This is a genomic window from Alcaligenes sp. CHO6 (assembly GCF_037120595.1).
GTDB classification, from domain to species: Bacteria; Pseudomonadota; Gammaproteobacteria; order Burkholderiales; family Burkholderiaceae_B; genus Alcaligenes; species Alcaligenes ammonioxydans.
The window spans coordinates 211,974-228,550 of sequence record NZ_JBANCI010000001.1; the positions used below are offsets into that span (position 1 = coordinate 211,974).

Here is a 16,577-nt window from a genome sequence, read left to right on the forward strand (position 1 = left end):
CAAGACTATGACACGGCTAGAAACTTTAAAAACCAACCTGCTCTCCATCCTGGGCGAGCAGGCTGCGTTGACGCAAGCGCGCAATGAGCTCACTTTGGAAGTGCCGGCTGATGCGTGGGTTGATACCTGCACCTTGCTGCGCGACCATGCTGATTTGCGCTTTGAAACCTGTATTGACCTGTGCGGGATTGATTACTCCGCCTGGAAAGCGCCTACCTATCAGGCGGCTGCGGGTCAGTTCCCTCATCGCTTTGCCGTTGTGCTGCACCTGATGTCCTTGAAGCACAATTGGCGCCTGCGTGTGCGCTGCTTTGTGCCCAACGATGATTTTCCAACATTGCCGACCCTGTTCGAGGTCTGGCCTTCGGTGAACTGGTTCGAGCGCGAGGCGTTCGACCTGTACGGCATTATTTTCGAGAACCACCCTGATCTGCGTCGCATTCTGACCGACTATGGTTTTATCGGTCACCCGTTCCGCAAAGACTTCCCCATCTCCGGTTACGTCGAAATGCGCTATGACACCGAGCAGAAGCGGGTCATTTACCAGCCCGTCACCATTGAGCCGCGTGAGATCACGCCGCGAGTGGTGCGCGAGGATGATTACGGAATTGGGCGATAAGCATCATGGCAGAAATTCAAAACTACACCCTGAACTTTGGTCCTCAGCACCCGGCTGCGCACGGCGTGTTGCGTTTGGTGCTCGAGTTGGACGGCGAAGTTATTCAGCGTGCCGACCCCCATATTGGTCTGTTGCACCGCGCCACCGAGAAGCTGGCCGAGCACCGCACTTTCCTGCAAACCCTGCCTTACATGGATCGTCTGGACTACGTGTCCATGATGGTTAACGAACACGCCTACTGCATGGCCGTGGAACGTCTGGTGGGCGTAGAGGTTCCTTTGCGCGCTCAGTACATCCGCGTCATGTTTGACGAAATCACCCGCATTCTGAACCACCTGATGTCGGTCGGTTCGCATGCGCTGGACGTGGGTGCGATGGCGGTGTTCCTGTACGCTTTCCGCGAACGCGAAGATCTGATGGACTGCTATGAAGCAGTCTCTGGCGCTCGGTTGCACGCCGCTTACTACCGTCCAGGTGGTGTGTACCGCGACTTGCCCGGCACGATGCCTCAGTACAAGGCCAATAAGTACCGTTCCGACAAAGAATTGAAGGCCATGAACGAAGCCCGTTCGGGTTCGCTGCTGGACTTCATTGAGGACTTCACCAATCGCTTCCCAGCCTGTGTGGACGAGTACGAGACCCTGCTGACGGATAACCGTATCTGGAAGCAGCGGCTGGTGGGTGTGGGCGTGGTCGATCCCGATCGTGCCAAGGCGCTGGGCTTTACCGGCCCCATGCTGCGTGGTTCGGGCGTGGAGTGGGATCTGCGCAAGATGCAGCCCTATGAAGTGTACGATCGCGTCGAATTTGATATTCCCGTGGGTCGCAACGGTGACTCTTACGACCGCTATCTGGTTCGTATCGCTGAAATGCGCGAGAGCAATCGCATCATCCGTCAGTGTGTCCAGTGGCTGCGCAACAATCCCGGCCCTGTCATCACGGATAACCACAAAGTGGCGCCACCCTCGCGCGAACGCATGAAAACCGGGATGGAGGATTTGATCCACCATTTCAAACTGTTCTCCGAAGGTATGCACGTGCCTACTGGCGAAGTGTATGCCGGTGTGGAGCATCCCAAGGGCGAGTTTGGCATTTATCTGGTATCTGACGGTGGTAACAAGCCTTACCGCATGAAGATCCGTGCTCCGGGCTTCGTCCACTTGCAGGCCCTCGATGAAATGAGCCGCGGTCACATGATTGCCGACGCGGTCACGATCATCGGCACGCAGGACATTGTGTTTGGCGAGATCGACCGTTAAGGTCGCGCCTGGAAAAACGGAACCGAATTATGTTGCTTTCCGAAAAAGCCTACCAACAGATAGATAAGGAACTGAGCAAGTTCCCGGCAGATCAACGTCGCTCTGCCATCATGGCCTCCCTGGCCATCGCCCAGCAGGAAAAAGGCTGGGTATCGCCAGAAATTATCGAGGATGTTGCCCAATACATTGGCGTGGAGCCTATTGCCGTGCAGGAGGTTGCGACCTTCTACAACATGTTCCACACCAAACCCGTTGGCCGCGTCACCATTTCCGTTTGCACCAACTTGCCCTGTGCGCTGCGTGATGGCGTCAAGGCCGGCGAGTACCTGAAAGAGAAGCTGGGTATCGATTACGGTGAAACCACGGCAGATGGCCAGTTCTCCCTGATCATGGGGGAGTGCATGGGTTCATGTGGTGATTCGCCCGTCATGTTGCTGAACAATCAGCACATGTGCGTGCGCATGGAAGCCGAGCGCATTGATGCCATGCTCGAAGAATTGAAGACATACGGAGAATCGGCATGATTGCACCGGACATTCTGCGCAAGTTCGCACAGGGACTGGAACCCAACCCTGGTGGCGACCTGTCGCGCAGCATGATTTTTCATGATCGTCACATCCAGCCGCAGATTCTGGCTGGCTTGAATGGCGATAACTGGGGCCTGGAAGATTACGTCAAGCGCGGTGGCTACGAAGCCTTGCGCAAGGTGCTGACCACCGGCATGAAGCCTGAAGACGTGATCGCAGAGGTCAAGACCTCGGCCTTGCGCGGTCGTGGTGGCGCAGGTTTCCCGTCGGGTCTGAAGTGGAGCTTCATGCCCCGCAGCCTGCCAGGCCAGAAGTACCTGGTCTGCAACTCGGACGAGGGCGAGCCAGGTACTTTCAAAGACCGCGACATTTTGCGTTTCAACCCGCATATCGTGATCGAAGGCATGGCTATTGCGGCTTATGCCATGGGCATTACCGTTGGCTATAACTACATCCACGGTGAGGTCTTCGAAATTTATCAGCGTTTTGAAGAAGCGCTGGAGCAGGCCCGTGCGGCCGGTTTCCTGGGTGACAAGATCCTGGGTTCGGACTTCAGCTTTCAGCTGCATGCGTTCCACGGTTATGGCGCCTACATTTGCGGTGAAGAAACCGCTTTGCTGGAGTCTCTGGAAGGCAAGAAGGGTCAGCCCCGTTTCAAACCTCCCTTTCCCGCCAGCTTTGGTCTGTATGGCAAGCCAACGACCATCAATAACACCGAAACCTTTGCGGCCGTTCCCTGGATTTTGCGCAACAGTGGTCAGGAATACCTGGAAGTAGGTATCCCCAACGCTGGCGGTACCAAGATCTTCTCCATTACCGGTGACGTAGAGCGTCCCGGTAACTACGAAGTGCCTCTGGGGACACCGTTTGCCACCTTGCTGGAATTGGCTGGCGGCATGCGTGATGGTCGCAAACTGAAGGCGGTGATCCCGGGTGGGTCCAGTTCGCCTGTTTTGCCGGCTGACATCATGATGGCCACCAATCTGGACTACGACTCGATTGCCAAGGCGGGTTCCATGTTGGGATCGGGTGCCGTCATTGTGATGGATGAGACACGTTGCATGGTCAAGTCCCTGCTGCGTCTGTCCTATTTTTACTATCACGAAAGTTGCGGCCAGTGTACGCCGTGCCGGGAAGGCACAGGCTGGTTGTGGCGTATGGTGCATCGTATCGAGAACGGTCAAGGTCGTCCGGAAGATCTGGACATGCTCGACGACATCGCACATAACATCATGGGTCGCACCATTTGCGCCCTGGGTGATGCTGCTGCCATGCCGGTGCGCAGTTTCGTTAAGCATTTCCGCGACGAGTTCGCACACCACATCGAGCATAAAGGCTGTGTGGTGCCTCAATATTTGTAGGCCAGGACAACGTAATGGTAGAACTCACCATCGATGGCATTAAAGTTGACGCCCCGGAAGGCAGCATGGTCATTCAGGCTGCCCATGACGCCGGGGTCTACGTGCCGCACTTCTGTTATCACAAAAAACTGAGTATTGCCGCCAACTGCCGCATGTGTTTGGTGGATGTGGAAAAAGCGCCCAAGCCTTTGCCTGCTTGTGCCACTCCCGTCACCAACGGCATGGTTGTGCGTACTCGTTCGGAAAAAGCCATTGCCGCTCAAAAGAGCGTCATGGAGTTTCTGTTGATCAATCACCCTCTGGATTGCCCTGTCTGCGACCAGGGGGGAGAGTGTCAACTGCAGGATCTGGCCGTGGGTTACGGTGGCTCCGAGTCGCGCTACAAGGAAGAGAAGCGCGTTGTGGCTGCCAAGTCCATGGGCCCGCTGATCTCCACGGATGCCATGCAGCGTTGCATTCATTGCACGCGTTGTGTTCGGACAGGCGAAGAAATCGCCGGTGTGCAAGAGGTTGGCATGCTCAACCGAGGCGAACACGCCGAGATCACGACCTTTGTGGGTCGCGCAGTGGAGTCCGAGCTGTCGGGCAACATGATTGACGTTTGCCCCGTTGGCGCCTTGCTGTCCAAGCCGTTCCGCTTCAATGCCCGTACCTGGGAATTGGCCCGTCGTCGCAGCGTTAGCCCGCACGACAGCGTGGGTGCCAACCTGGTGCTGCAGGCCAAGATGGACAAAGTGCTGCGTGTCGTTCCTTTCGAGAACGAGGAAGTCAACGAATGCTGGATCAGCGACCGTGACCGTTTCTCGTACGAAGGCCTGTATACCGAAGATCGTCTGACCCGTCCCATGGTGCGTGGTGATGACGGCCAGTGGCGCGAGGCCTCGTGGAACGACGCCATGCAGACCATTGTGGCTGGCATGAACGCTGTGCGCGAGAAGTTTGGTGCGGATCAGTTGGGCTGTATTGGTTCGGCGACTTCCACCACTGAAGAACTGGCTTTGCTGGCTCGTCTGGGCCGTGCTCTGGGTACTGAAAACGTAGATTTCCGTCTGCGTCAGACCGATGCCCGTCTGGATGGCGCCTTGGCCGGTGTACCTTGGTTGGGTATGCCTCTGACTGCCTTGAACGAGCTGGATCGCGTTCTGGTTGTGGGCTCCTTCCTGCGTAAAGATCATCCCTTGATGGCTCAGCGTCTGCGCCAGGCTGTCAAACGGGGGGCACAGGTTTCTTTTATCGATTCGGCTGCCGATAATCCATTGTTCAATGCGATTGCTGGTCGTATGACCGTGGCTCCAAGCCAGTTGGCCAATTCTCTGGCTCAAGTGCTGGTTGCGGTTGCCAAGGCCAAGGAGACTGCGGTTCCTGCTGGTCTGGAAAGCGTGCAGGTGTCTGCTGAGGCTCAGCAGATCGCTGACAGCCTGGTGTCTGGCGAGCGTGTCGCTGTCCTGCTGGGCAATATGGCGGTCAACTCGGATCAGGCCAGCGTGATTGCGGCCAACGCTCATGCGATTGCACAGGCTAGCGGTGCCAAGCTGGGTTTCCTGACTGCGGGTGGTAACACCGTGGGTGGTTATCTGGCTAACGCCGTACCGGGCAAGGGTGGCTTGACCGCCGAGCAAATGCTGGCTCAAACCTTGCGTGCTTATCTGGTTCTGAACGTTGAGCCTGCTCTGGACAGCGATCTGGGCGAACGTGCTGTCGAGACATTGAAGTCCGCTACGTTCTCGGTGGCGCTGACATCGTATCGTTCCGCTGCCGAGCAGTGGGCCGATGTAATGTTGCCCGTGTCTCCCTTCACTGAAACCTCTGGCACCTTTGTCAACGCCGAAGGCCGTGTACAAAGCTTCAAGGGGGCAGCCGCTCCCGTGGGTGATACACGTCCTGCCTGGAAAGTTTTGCGTGTGTTGGGCAATCTGTTCCAGCTGGACGGTTTCGATGACGAAACCTCCGAGTCGGTGCGTGACTCTGTCATGGCTGCCGGTGTGGAATCGCGTCTGTCCAATCAGATCAATCTGGCTGCCAGCGTTCTGCCTGAAGGCAGTGGCCTGGAGCGTGTGGCTGATGTGCCTATTTACCGTAGCGATGCACTGGTACGTCGTTCGGCTCCGCTTCAGCAAACACCGGCTTCGGCACCGCCCACAGCTCGTATGGCTGCTGCCACCCTGGCTCAGTTGGGTCTGGTTGACGGTGATCTGGTGAAGGTTCGTTCGTCGCAAGGCGAAGTCAGCTTGCCTGCTCAACTGGATGACACCGTGGCATTGAACTCGGTGCGTGTTGCCACCGCTTTTTCTGAAACTGCCGCTTTGGGTAGTGCATTCGGTCAATTGACAGTGGAGCGTGCATAACATGGATTTTCTCTCTGCCATCAATAGCTACGGTACGGACCTGCTGGGTCCGGACGCATGGTATGTGGTGTGGACGCTGCTGAAGGTTGTCGCTATTGCGGTGCCCGTCATTCTGTGTGTTGCCTACCTGACCTACTGGGAACGCAAGATGATTGGCTTCATGCACGTTCGTCTGGGACCGACTCGTGTCGGTTACCGCGGCCTGCTGCAGCCTTTTGCTGACGTTTTCAAACTTTTGACCAAAGAGCTGATCGTTCCTGCGAAGTCCAACAAGGTCCTGTACCTGCTGGCACCCGTCGTGACGCTGATGCCCGCTCTGGCCGCCTGGGCTGTGATTCCTTTCAGCCCCGATGTGGTGCTGTCTGACGTGAACGCCGGTCTGCTCTACATTCTGGCGATCACCTCGCTGGGTGTGTATGGTGTGATCGTGGCGGGTTGGGCATCCAACTCCAAGTACGCCTTGCTGGGCGGTCTGCGTGCAGCTGCTCAGGTGCTGTCCTACGAATTGGCCATCGGTTTTGTCTTGATCACGGTGTTGCTGGTTTCCGGCACCTTGAATCTGTCGGGCATCGTGGTCGGTCAGACCCAGGGTTATTTTGCGGACAAGGGCTTGAACTTCCTGTCCTGGAACTGGTTGCCCTTGCTGCCACTGTTTGTAATCTACGTGATTTCCGCTGTTGCTGAAACCAACCGTCACCCCTTTGACGTGGTGGAAGGCGAATCGGAAATTGTGGCCGGTCCCATGGTGGAGTACTCCGGTACGGGTTTCGCTCTGTTCTTCCTGGGTGAGTACGCCAACATGATTTTCCTGTCGGCGCTGGCGTCCATCATGTTCTTGGGTGGCTGGACTCCGATTGTCGAGTTCGCTCCCTTCACCTGGATTCCGGGGTGGTTGTGGCTGGGGCTGAAGACTTTTGTCGTCGTCTCCATGTTCATCTGGTTCCGTGCGACGTTCCCACGTTACCGCTATGACCAGATCATGCGTTTGGGCTGGAAAGTATTTATCCCGCTGACCGGTGTTTGGCTGGTTATTGTGGCGATCTGGATGCAGACGCCCTGGAACATCTGGCATTAAGGCTAAGGGGCAAGATTATGGAAGCAATCAAAGATTTCTTCGGCAGCCTGATGCTGTCCGAGATGCTCAAAGGCATGCGCCTGACGGGGAAGTATTTTTTCAAGCGTAAAGTGACGCTGCGTTACCCCGTTGAGACCACGCCCGCTTCGCCACGTTTTCGCGGTCTGCACGCTTTGCGTCGCTACGAGAACGGCGAGGAGCGCTGCATCGCCTGCAAACTGTGCGAGGCCGTCTGTCCCGCCATGGCCATCTCCATCGAATCGGCAGAGCGCGAGGACGGCACCCGCCGCACCACACGTTATGACATCGATCTGGCCAAGTGTATTTTCTGTGGTTTCTGTGAGGAAAGCTGCCCGGTCGATTCGATCGTGGAAACGCATATTCACGAATACCACGGTGAAAAACGCGGCGATTTGTACTACACCAAGGACATGCTGCTGGCTATCGGTGACCGCTACGAAGACGAGATCGCTCGTCGTCGTGCCGCAGATGCACCTTATCGCTAAGGCCGGAGCTCTACACTCATGTTATTTACTACTGTTCTGTTTTATGTGCTGGCGCTGGTGATGGTGGTGGCCGCGTATCGCGTGATCGCCGCCAAGAACCCGGTTACAGCCGTATTGCATTTGATTCTGGTGTTCTTCACCGCTGCCATGATGTGGATCACGATGGGGGCCGAGTTCCTGGGCCTGCTGCTGGTTGTGGTCTACGTGGGTGCCGTGATGGTGATGTTCCTGTTCGTCATCATGATGCTGGATGTGCGTCAGGAGTCCGCTGCCCAGAAATTCAAGGCTTACGTGCCTATGGGGCTGTTGATCGGCGCCATCATGGTTCTGGAAATGGGCTTTGTGCTGACCAAGCTGTGGTTCACCACTGCCCCTGCTGCAGCCGTGGCTGCGGATTACAACAACACGCGCGTTATTGGCGAGCTGATGTATTCCCAGTACGTCCTGGCTGTTTTGCTGGGCGGTATTGTGCTGCTGGTTGGCATGATCTCGGCCATTGCACTGACGATGCGTAAACGTGAAGGCGTCAAACGCACCGTTTCCAGCGAACAGGTCAAGGTTCGCTCGAAAGACCGTCTGCGCATGGTTTCCATTCCTTCTCAAACCGAAAAGCCGTCGGTGTCCAGTTCGGCTGACGCTGTCGTGCCAGGAGACAAATGATGATGACGCTGACGCTTGCGCACTATTTGGTCCTGGGCGCTGTGCTGTTCACGATTGGCCTGTTTGGCTTTTTCCTGAACCGTCGCAACCTGATTGTTTTGCTCATGTCTGTTGAGCTGATTCTTTTGTCGGCCAACATGAATTTCGTGGCCTTCTCCACGTGGATGGGCAATGAGGCAGGTCAGGTGTTTGTCTTTTTCGTCCTGACGGTCGCTGCGGCCGAGGCGGCCATTGGTCTTGCAATTCTGGTTCTGTTGTTCCGTAACCTTAATTCGATCAATGTCCAGGATCTCGACCAGCTCAAGGGTTGATGGGATAGCACACTAATGAACTCCATAAATCTTTACTTAACGATTGCGCTTGCTCCCCTGGTGGGCTCGGCGCTAGCCGGTTTGTTCGGTACCGGCTTTCTGGGTCGATTTGTCGGCAAGACAGGCGCTCATCTGATCACGATCGCGGGCGTGCTGATTTCCTTTATCGGCTCGGTCATGGTCTTGCTGCAGGTCCTGGAAGGCCAGACGTTCAATGGTCCGGTCTACACCTGGATCACCATTGGCAGCATTCAGTGGGATATCGGTTTTCTGATCGACAAGCTCACCGCCCTGATGATGGTCGTGGTGACGTCCGTGTCGCTGATGGTTCACATCTACACCATTGGCTACATGAAGGACGATCCGGGCTATCAGCGCTTTTTCTCCTACATCTCGCTGTTTACCTTCTCGATGCTGATGCTGGTCATGTCCAACAACATGCTGCAGCTGTTCTTCGGTTGGGAAGCGGTGGGTCTGGTGTCCTACCTGCTGATCGGTTTTTGGTACGAGCGCAAGACCGCTATTTTTGCCAACATGAAGGCCTTTCTGGTCAACCGTGTGGGTGACTTCGGCTTTGCCCTGGGTATCGGTCTGCTCTATGCCTACACCGGTTCGATGAACTACAGCGACGTGTTCGCCAAGGTTCAGGAACTGAGTACCCTGACATTCCCCGGTACTGACTGGCAATTGCTGACGGTGGCCGCCCTGGCCCTGTTTGTGGGTGCCATGGGTAAGTCGGCTCAGGTGCCTTTGCACAGCTGGTTGCCAGATTCCATGGAAGGTCCCACTCCTATCTCGGCGCTGATTCACGCCGCGACCATGGTGACGGCCGGTATCTTCATGGTGGCCCGTTTCTCGCCTGTCTTTGAGCAGTCGACGACCGCCTTGTCCTTCATTATCGTGATCGGTGCTACGGGTGCCTTGTTCCTGGGCCTGCTGGGTATTATCCAGAACGACGTCAAGCGTGTTGTGGCTTACTCCACCTTGTCCCAGCTGGGTTACATGACCGTGGCTCTGGGTGCGTCGGCCTACTCGGCGGCGGTGTTCCACCTGATGACGCACGCGTTCTTCAAAGCCTTGCTGTTCCTGGGTGCTGGTTCGGTCATCATTGGCATGCATCACGATCAGGACATCCGCAACATGGGTGGTCTGCGCAAGTACATGCCAATCACCTGGCTGACGTTCCTGATCGGTACGCTGGCTCTGGTGGGCACGCCGTTCTTCTCGGGTTTCTACTCGAAAGAGCACATCATCGAAGCGGCAGGCGACGCCGGTATCTGGGGTTCGACCTACGCTTACTACGCCACACTGATCGGTGTGTTCGTCACTTCGCTGTACTCCTTCCGTCTGTACTTCCTGGTGTTCCACGGCAAAGAGCGCTTCCGTGACGTCAAGCACGATGAGCATCATGGTCATGACGATCATCACGCTCATGGTGGTGATCCGCACGAGTCGCCTTGGGTGGTGACACTGCCTTTGGTTCTGCTGGCCATTCCGTCCATTTTCGCCGGTATCTGGTTCGTTGAACCCTTGCTGTTCGGTGGCTACTTTGACGGTATTGTGACGGTTCTGCCGGATCATCCTGCCATGGCGACCCTGGCCAGCCATTGGACTGACTGGATGGCTTACGCTCTGCACGGCTTTGTGACCTTGCCATTCTGGCTGGTTGTGGCTGGTGCGGTGGTAGCCTGGTACATGTACCTGGTCAATCCTGCCTTGCCTGCAGCCATCAAGAAGAACTGCTCTTTTATCTACCGTATCCTGGAGAACAAGTACTACGTTGACTGGTTCAACGAGCAGGTGCTGTCTCGCGGCGTTCGCTGCCTGGGTACGGGCCTTTGGAAAGGTGCTGACCGTGGCCTGATCGACGGCCTGGTGGTCAATGGTAGTGCGCGCGTGGTGGGCTGGGTGGCTGCAATCAGCCGTCATATCCAGTCCGGCTATGTCTACCACTATGCCTTTGCCATGATCCTCGGGATTCTGGCGCTCTTAACCTTTTTTGTACTGGCGAGTTCGGTAAATGGCTAGCGATATGGCGTCTTCTACTCTTCCTTGGTTAACGCTGGCGATTTTCGTACCTATCGTCGCTGGCCTGTTGGTGCTGGCTCTGGGGCGTGATGATCGTCCCACCTTCACCCGCTGGCTGGCGCTGCTGGGTTCGATTGCCGGTCTGATTGTCACGATTCCTCTGTACACGGGCTTTAATCCCGCCACGGCTGACATGCAGTTTGTCGAACTGGCTCCCTGGATTGACGCCTTCAAGGTGAATTACCACCTTGGCGTGGACGGGATTTCCATGTGGTTTGTTCTGCTGACCGCCTTCATCACTGTGATTGTGGTGCTGGCGGGCTGGCAGGTGATCACCAGCCGTGTGGCCCAGTACATGGGCGCCTTCCTGATCCTGTCGGGTCTGATGGTAGGTGTGTTCGCGGCTCTGGATGGCTTGCTGTTTTACGTGTTCTTTGAAGCCACGCTGATCCCGATGTATCTGATCATCGGTATCTGGGGTGGCCCCAACCGCGTTTATGCCTCGGTCAAGTTCTTCCTGTACACCCTGCTGGGTTCCTTGCTGACGCTGATTGCATTCATCTATTTGTGGAATGTGTCTGGCGGTACCTTCGATATCCTGACCTGGCACAAAGTGCCGCTGGATTACACCACGCAGGTGATGATCTTTGCTGCGCTGTTTATGGCGTTTGCCGTGAAAGTGCCTATGTGGCCCGTTCACACCTGGTTGCCCGATGCTCACGTGGAAGCGCCCACGGGCGGTTCCGTGGTTCTGGCTGCCATCATGCTGAAACTGGGTGCTTACGGCTTCCTGCGCTTTTCCCTGCCGATTGCGCCTGATGCCTCCCAAGGTCTGGCCGGCATCATCATTGCCCTGTCCCTGGTCGCGGTGATCTATATCGGTCTGGTTGCCATTGTTCAGGACGACATGAAAAAGCTGGTGGCGTATTCCTCTGTGGCTCACATGGGTTTTGTCACGCTGGGCTTTTTCGTGTTCAACACCACGGGGATGGAAGGTGCGATCATGCAAATGATCTCGCACGGTTTTGTCTCTGGCGCCATGTTCCTGTGTATTGGTGTCTTGTACGACCGCCTGCATAGCCGCCAGATTGCCGATTACGGTGGTGTGGTCAAGGTTATGCCGCGCTTTGTCACCTTCTTCGTGCTGTTCTCCATGGCCAATAGTGGTTTGCCTGGCACCAGCGGGTTTATCGGTGAGTTCACCGTCATCATGGGTGCGGTCGAATACAACTTCTGGATCGGTTTGTTGACAGCCACTGCTTTGATTACCGGTGCATCCTACTCGTTGTGGATGCTCAAGCGCGTGGCTTTTGGCCCCGTGGGTAATGACAAGGTGGCTGGCATGAGCGATCTGAGCGGCCGTGAGTTCTTCGTTCTTGGCGTAATGGCGATTGCGGTGTTGGGCATGGGTGTGTATCCCAAGCCATTCACCGAGGTCATGCACGTTTCGGTTGAAGCGTTGCTGCAACACGTCTCCATCTCGAAACTGTAGGCCGAATCACTATGGATACTACCTTTAACTTTTCTCTGGCTTTGCCCGAGATCCTGCTCCTGGTTCTGGCTTCGTGTGTGCTGATTTTTGATGCGTTCAGCACACACAAACAGCGCCACTCGACCTTTGTTCTTAGCCTGCTGACGCTTGCCGTGGTTGCGGCCAGTGTGGCCTGGCAATGGTCCAAGGGTGTGAACGGCGTCTCGTTCGGTGGTCTGTTCGTCGTTGACGAAATGGCGCACTTCCTGAAGCTGCTCTCGTGTGCCGCTGTGGCCGCTACCCTGATTTACGGTCGTGAGTACGCTGAACAGCGTGACATGATGGAGCGTGGCGGTGAGCTCTATACCCTGACTCTGATGGCTCTGCTGGGCCAGATGATCATGATTTCGGCCAACAGCATGTTGACCGCCTATCTGGGTGTGGAGTTGATGTCCTTCGCGCTGTACGCACTGGTTGCCTTGCGTCGCGAACATCGTCAGTCCATCGAAGCAGCGCTCAAGTACTTCGTTCTGGGTGCGTTGGCATCGGGTATCTTGCTGTACGGTATGTCCATGATTTTTGGCGCTACCGGTCATCTGGAGTTCCCACGCATTGCTGAAGTGATTGCCAATGGTCAGGCCGAGCGTCTGGCGCTGGTCTTCGGTGTGGTGTTTGTGGTGGCAGGTCTGGCTTTCAAATTGACGGCCGCTCCTTTCCACATGTGGACACCGGACGTCTATCAAGGCGCTCCGACCACGGTCACCCTGATTATCGGTGCTGCTCCCAAACTGGCTGCGTTTGCGGTAACCATGCGTTTCCTGGTTGAAGCCCTGCACGGTATTGCCGTGGATTGGCAGCCTATGTTGCTGATCATGGCTGTGCTGTCGCTGGCCTTGGGTAACCTGACTGCGATCATGCAAAAGAATCTCAAGCGTATGCTTGCGTATTCGACCATCTCGCACATGGGTTTCATTTTCCTGGGCTTGCTGGCAGGCGTGTTTGACGGCGAGACTCACTCTCAAGCCTATGGTGCCTCGCTGTTCTACGTGGTGATCTACGTGCTGACCACGCTGAGCACCTTCGGTCTGATTCTGATCCTGAGCCGTCGCGGTTTTGAATGTGAAAACATCAGCGATCTCAAAGGTCTGAACCGTCGCAATCCCGGCCTGGCATTGGTCTGGCTGTTGTCCATGTTCTCCCTGGCTGGCATTCCTCCGCTGGCCGGTTTTGCCGCCAAGCTCAGTGTGCTGCAGGCGGTGGTGGGCGCAGGTTATATCTGGCTGGCCGTGTTTGCCGTGATCATGTCCTTGATCGGCGCCTTCTACTATTTGCGCGTTGTGAAGGTGGTTTACTTCGACGAGCCCGAAGGGGAAGAGCATCCGGTGGCAACCGGTTTGTTGACCAAGCTGGTCATGCTGGTAAATGGTGTGCTGATTATCGGCCTGGGTTTGTTGCCCGGCGGTCTGATGGATACCTGCATTCGCGTGATCCAGTCTTCCTTGCAGTTTTAAATAGGTAGCCCCATGGACCAAAGCCTTTCCATCTGGGTCTTGATTGTTCTTTCCGTGATAACGGCTAATCTGCCGTTTCTCGTGGAAAAGCCCTTGCTGGTATTGCCTTGGTCCTTGCCGGGCGAACGGTCTGGTCTTTCGCCCTGGCTGCAACTGATAGTCGGTCTGGTGTATCTGCTTGTCCTGGCGGCTTTGGGACTGGGCATTTACACCTTGATTGCGTCCAGCTCGGGTCTGAATTCCTTGCCGCTCATGGTAGGCAAGCTGCTTCTAGGCTTAGCGTTAGCGGCTGCTTTGTTTTTCTTTCCCGCGTGGCGTGCTCGTCATCAAAAGATCTCCAAGGGCTTTCTGTCCCGCCTTCTGGAGGTGTGCGCCTTGTACGGTATCGTGGGGGCATTTGGTTTTGCCTTTGAAGCCAGCATTGGTAATCCGTTCAAGCAGACCTGGGTGTTTTACACCATTACTTTCGCTTTGTTTTTGGTCATGGCCTACCCCGGCTTTGTGTATCGCTACTTGATGCGTCATCCCAAGGGTAAATTTGATTAAGACTGGCCCGTGTAAAAAAAACCTCGCAAAACTATTTGCGAGGTTTTTTTTAGGAGGTCTCGGATGTGTGACTTAGTCCGTCTGTCGGCCAGTGTGGACGGGGGCCTGTCCCTTCAGGTCGCAAGGTCTGGCCTTAATCAGGGCTGATCCAGGGGGGCATGAGTCGCGCCGGCCAAACCCAGACGTTTACATACGCCCTGAGCTTCTTGAGCCAGTACCAAGGTTAATTGCTCAGCAGGCAGTGCGCGGCCCAATGCTGCGCTTTGACCGCTCCATAGAGAGGTGAACTCGCTGCGGCCTTGTTTCTCCGCTTCGATACGCAAGGGGCTCAGCGCGGAACCAGCATGAGGAAACACAGGAGCGCTGTCACTTAATGGGCCGATTTCGTCCATCAGACGAGTGCGGATACTGCGGGCGGGGCGGCCGGAGAACAGATTGGTCAGCGCTGTTCCATCCGAGCGGCTCTGTCCCAAGGCCTCACGGTGTAGTGGGCTGATCTTAGACTCAGGGCAGAACAGGTAGGCGGTCCCAATCTGGGCGGCACAGGCTCCTAAGGCCAGCGCTGCCGCAATGCCCCGTCCGTCGGCAATGCCGCCAGCCGCGATGACAGGAATGCTTACGGCGTCGGCAATCTGAGGAACCAAAGACAGGGTGCCCACTTGAGTATGAACTTTATTATCAAGAAACATGCCGCGGTGGCCGCCTGCTTCGACGCCTTGGGCGATGATGATATCGGCACCGTGTTCTTGCAGCCAGACAGCTTCGGCGGTGGTAGTGGCACTGGACATGACCAAAGCGCCGGATTTTTTGACGCGCTCAACCAGATCAGCGGTGGGCAGGCCAAAATGGAAGCTGACCACCTCGGGCCGGATCGCTTCCACCAGTTCAGCATGAACCGGCGAGAAAGGCGCGCGTGCCGCCTTGGGCAGCTCCTGGTTCGGGTCCAGCCCATATTCCTGGTAGTAGGGCATCAGTCGCAAGCGCCATTCCTGCAGGGCCTCTGGCTCCAAACGCAGATCTTCATGGCAAAAAAAGTTCAGATTGATGGGCGCTGAGACGGCTTGCCGAAATAGCGCCACTTGTTCACGAATCTGGTCCGGGCTGAGCATGGCGCAAGCCAGGGAGCCAAGGCCACCGGCACGAGCGACTGCGATGGCCAACTCGCTGTCTTGGGCACCGGCCATGGGAGATTGGACAATGGGGTGTTCGATGTGGAGCAGATCGAGCAAGCTATGGTTGGGCCAGATGTACATGGAGGGCGTCCTCGGTCATTTCGCAATAGCGTTTATCGTAGCAGGATGAGTTCAGACTGAAAACTGACAGGGATGCGTGAAGGCCAGGCTGTGACTGACCGTTGGCAGGCTACAATACTGGTTTTTTGGCACAGTGCCTGTGCTGTATTTTTGCTTTGTGGACGATCTGATGTCTCATCTCATTCTTCAAGGGCCGCGCCTTGACAGCGCCATCATCGAAAAAATTGCGGCAGTGGTGCAAGCCGATGGCGTGCAGGAACTGGGCCCCACTGCAGTCCGCGTTCTGGGTGCGGATGCCTCGCAGTGTGCTGACGTGCAGACCCTGTGCAAGAGCGGCGCGATGGACTTTGCCTTTCTGGAGCAGATCGATCGCCTCAAGGATATGCGCGTGTTGGCTATGGACATGGATTCCACGCTGATAAATATCGAATGCATTGACGAGATTGCCGATATGGCGGGCCGCAAAGAGCAGGTTGCCACGATTACTGAAGCGGCGATGCGGGGCGAGATCAAGGATTTTTCTGAAAGCCTGGTTCGTCGAGTGGCGTTTCTGGAAGGGGTGCCGGTCAGCGATCTGAGCCGTGTCTATGAAGAGCGTTTGCAGCCCAATCCCGGGGCTGAGCGCCTGATCGCAACCGCGCATGCGCACGGCGTGAAGACCTTGCTGGTGTCGGGCGGCTTCACTTTCTTTACGGAGCGCATGAAAGATCGCTTCAGCCTGAGTTTTGCCCACTCCAATACCTTGGAAGTGGTGGACGGTAAATTGACTGGCAAAGTCTTGGGTGCCATTGTGGATGGGCAGGCCAAGGCGCGCTTCTTGCAGGAGTTGGCTGCCGATCTGGGGGCAAGCCCCGAGCAGTGTATTGCAATCGGTGATGGGGCCAATGATCTGCCCATGATGTCCAAGGCCAAGTACTCGGTCGCTTACCGTGCCAAACCTGTCGTGCAGGAGCAGGCCCGCTTTGCCTTGAATCATTCTCCCTTGGATGCCGTATTGAACTGGTTCCGTTTGGACGTGTGAGGGACACGAACCGTCAGCGTGGTTTGGCGCTACAAAATCGGAGGGTGGATGTTAGCTTCAGTCCATCCGCACCCGGAGTGGGGC

General features: G+C 56.2%; 15 protein-coding genes. 14 read left to right on the plus strand and 1 reads right to left on the minus strand.

The window, feature by feature from the left end:
- The first annotated feature begins 7 nt into the window (after window positions 1–7).
- Genes V6936_RS00980 through V6936_RS01040 form a run of 13 tightly spaced genes read left to right on the plus strand, consistent with a single transcriptional unit; the run spans window position 8 to window position 14,219 of the window.
- Window positions 8–619, plus strand: a complete 612-nt coding sequence (locus tag V6936_RS00980; RefSeq protein ID WP_003801057.1) for an NADH-quinone oxidoreductase subunit C — start codon at window positions 8–10, stop codon at window positions 617–619.
- A gap of 5 nt (window positions 620–624) precedes the next feature.
- Window positions 625–1,878: an NADH-quinone oxidoreductase subunit D gene (locus V6936_RS00985; RefSeq protein ID WP_003801056.1), complete on the plus strand. Its 1,254-nt coding sequence runs from the start codon at window positions 625–627 to the stop codon at window positions 1,876–1,878.
- Between the two features lie 29 nt (window positions 1,879–1,907).
- A complete protein-coding gene (nuoE, locus tag V6936_RS00990; protein WP_003801055.1) occupies window positions 1,908–2,402 on the plus strand; it encodes an NADH-quinone oxidoreductase subunit NuoE in 495 nt (164 codons plus the stop codon).
- Complete coding sequence (gene nuoF, locus V6936_RS00995; RefSeq protein WP_003801054.1) at window positions 2,399–3,766, plus strand: NADH-quinone oxidoreductase subunit NuoF; 1,368 nt, start codon at window positions 2,399–2,401, stop codon at window positions 3,764–3,766. Before nuoE ends, nuoF begins: the two co-directional genes overlap by 4 nt.
- 14 nt (window positions 3,767–3,780) lie before the next feature.
- Window positions 3,781–6,111 (plus strand): NADH-quinone oxidoreductase subunit NuoG, encoded by a 2,331-nt coding sequence (gene nuoG, locus V6936_RS01000; RefSeq protein WP_003801053.1) that lies wholly within the window; start codon window positions 3,781–3,783, stop codon window positions 6,109–6,111.
- Between the two features lies 1 nt (window position 6,112).
- Window positions 6,113–7,186, plus strand: coding sequence for an NADH-quinone oxidoreductase subunit NuoH (gene nuoH, locus V6936_RS01005; RefSeq protein WP_003801052.1), 1,074 nt, complete (start codon window positions 6,113–6,115; stop codon window positions 7,184–7,186).
- Between the two features lie 17 nt (window positions 7,187–7,203).
- Entirely contained in the window at window positions 7,204–7,692 is a 489-nt protein-coding gene (nuoI, locus tag V6936_RS01010; RefSeq protein ID WP_003801051.1) for an NADH-quinone oxidoreductase subunit NuoI, read from the plus strand.
- Window positions 7,693–7,710: 18 nt separating this feature from the next.
- Complete coding sequence (locus tag V6936_RS01015) at window positions 7,711–8,352, plus strand: NADH-quinone oxidoreductase subunit J (protein WP_003801048.1); 642 nt, start codon at window positions 7,711–7,713, stop codon at window positions 8,350–8,352.
- A 2-nt stretch (window positions 8,353–8,354) separates the two neighbouring features.
- Complete coding sequence (nuoK, locus tag V6936_RS01020; protein WP_003801046.1) at window positions 8,355–8,663, plus strand: NADH-quinone oxidoreductase subunit NuoK; 309 nt, start codon at window positions 8,355–8,357, stop codon at window positions 8,661–8,663.
- Window positions 8,664–8,678: 15 nt separating this feature from the next.
- Window positions 8,679–10,691: an NADH-quinone oxidoreductase subunit L gene (gene nuoL, locus V6936_RS01025; protein ID WP_003801044.1), complete on the plus strand. Its 2,013-nt coding sequence runs from the start codon at window positions 8,679–8,681 to the stop codon at window positions 10,689–10,691.
- A 4-nt stretch (window positions 10,692–10,695) separates the two neighbouring features.
- Window positions 10,696–12,183, plus strand: coding sequence for an NADH-quinone oxidoreductase subunit M (locus tag V6936_RS01030; RefSeq protein ID WP_003801041.1), 1,488 nt, complete (start codon window positions 10,696–10,698; stop codon window positions 12,181–12,183).
- Window positions 12,184–12,194: 11 nt separating this feature from the next.
- On the plus strand, window positions 12,195–13,673 hold the full coding sequence (gene nuoN, locus V6936_RS01035; RefSeq protein WP_003801040.1) for an NADH-quinone oxidoreductase subunit NuoN: 1,479 nt from the start codon (window positions 12,195–12,197) through the stop codon (window positions 13,671–13,673).
- Window positions 13,674–13,685: 12 nt separating this feature from the next.
- Complete coding sequence (locus V6936_RS01040; protein WP_240209444.1) at window positions 13,686–14,219, plus strand: DUF2818 family protein; 534 nt, start codon at window positions 13,686–13,688, stop codon at window positions 14,217–14,219.
- Window positions 14,220–14,356: 137 nt separating this feature from the next.
- Here V6936_RS01040 and V6936_RS01045 read toward each other — a convergent pair whose 3' ends face one another.
- A complete protein-coding gene (locus V6936_RS01045) occupies window positions 14,357–15,472 on the minus strand; it encodes an NAD(P)H-dependent flavin oxidoreductase (protein ID WP_003801035.1) in 1,116 nt (371 codons plus the stop codon).
- A 169-nt stretch (window positions 15,473–15,641) separates the two neighbouring features.
- On the opposite strand from V6936_RS01045, the gene serB reads away from it, so the two are divergent.
- Window positions 15,642–16,493 carry a phosphoserine phosphatase SerB gene (gene serB, locus V6936_RS01050; protein WP_039943217.1) on the plus strand — a complete coding sequence of 284 codons (852 nt, stop codon included), beginning with the start codon at window positions 15,642–15,644 and terminating at the stop codon, window positions 16,491–16,493.
- Window positions 16,494–16,577: the final 84 nt, after the last annotated feature.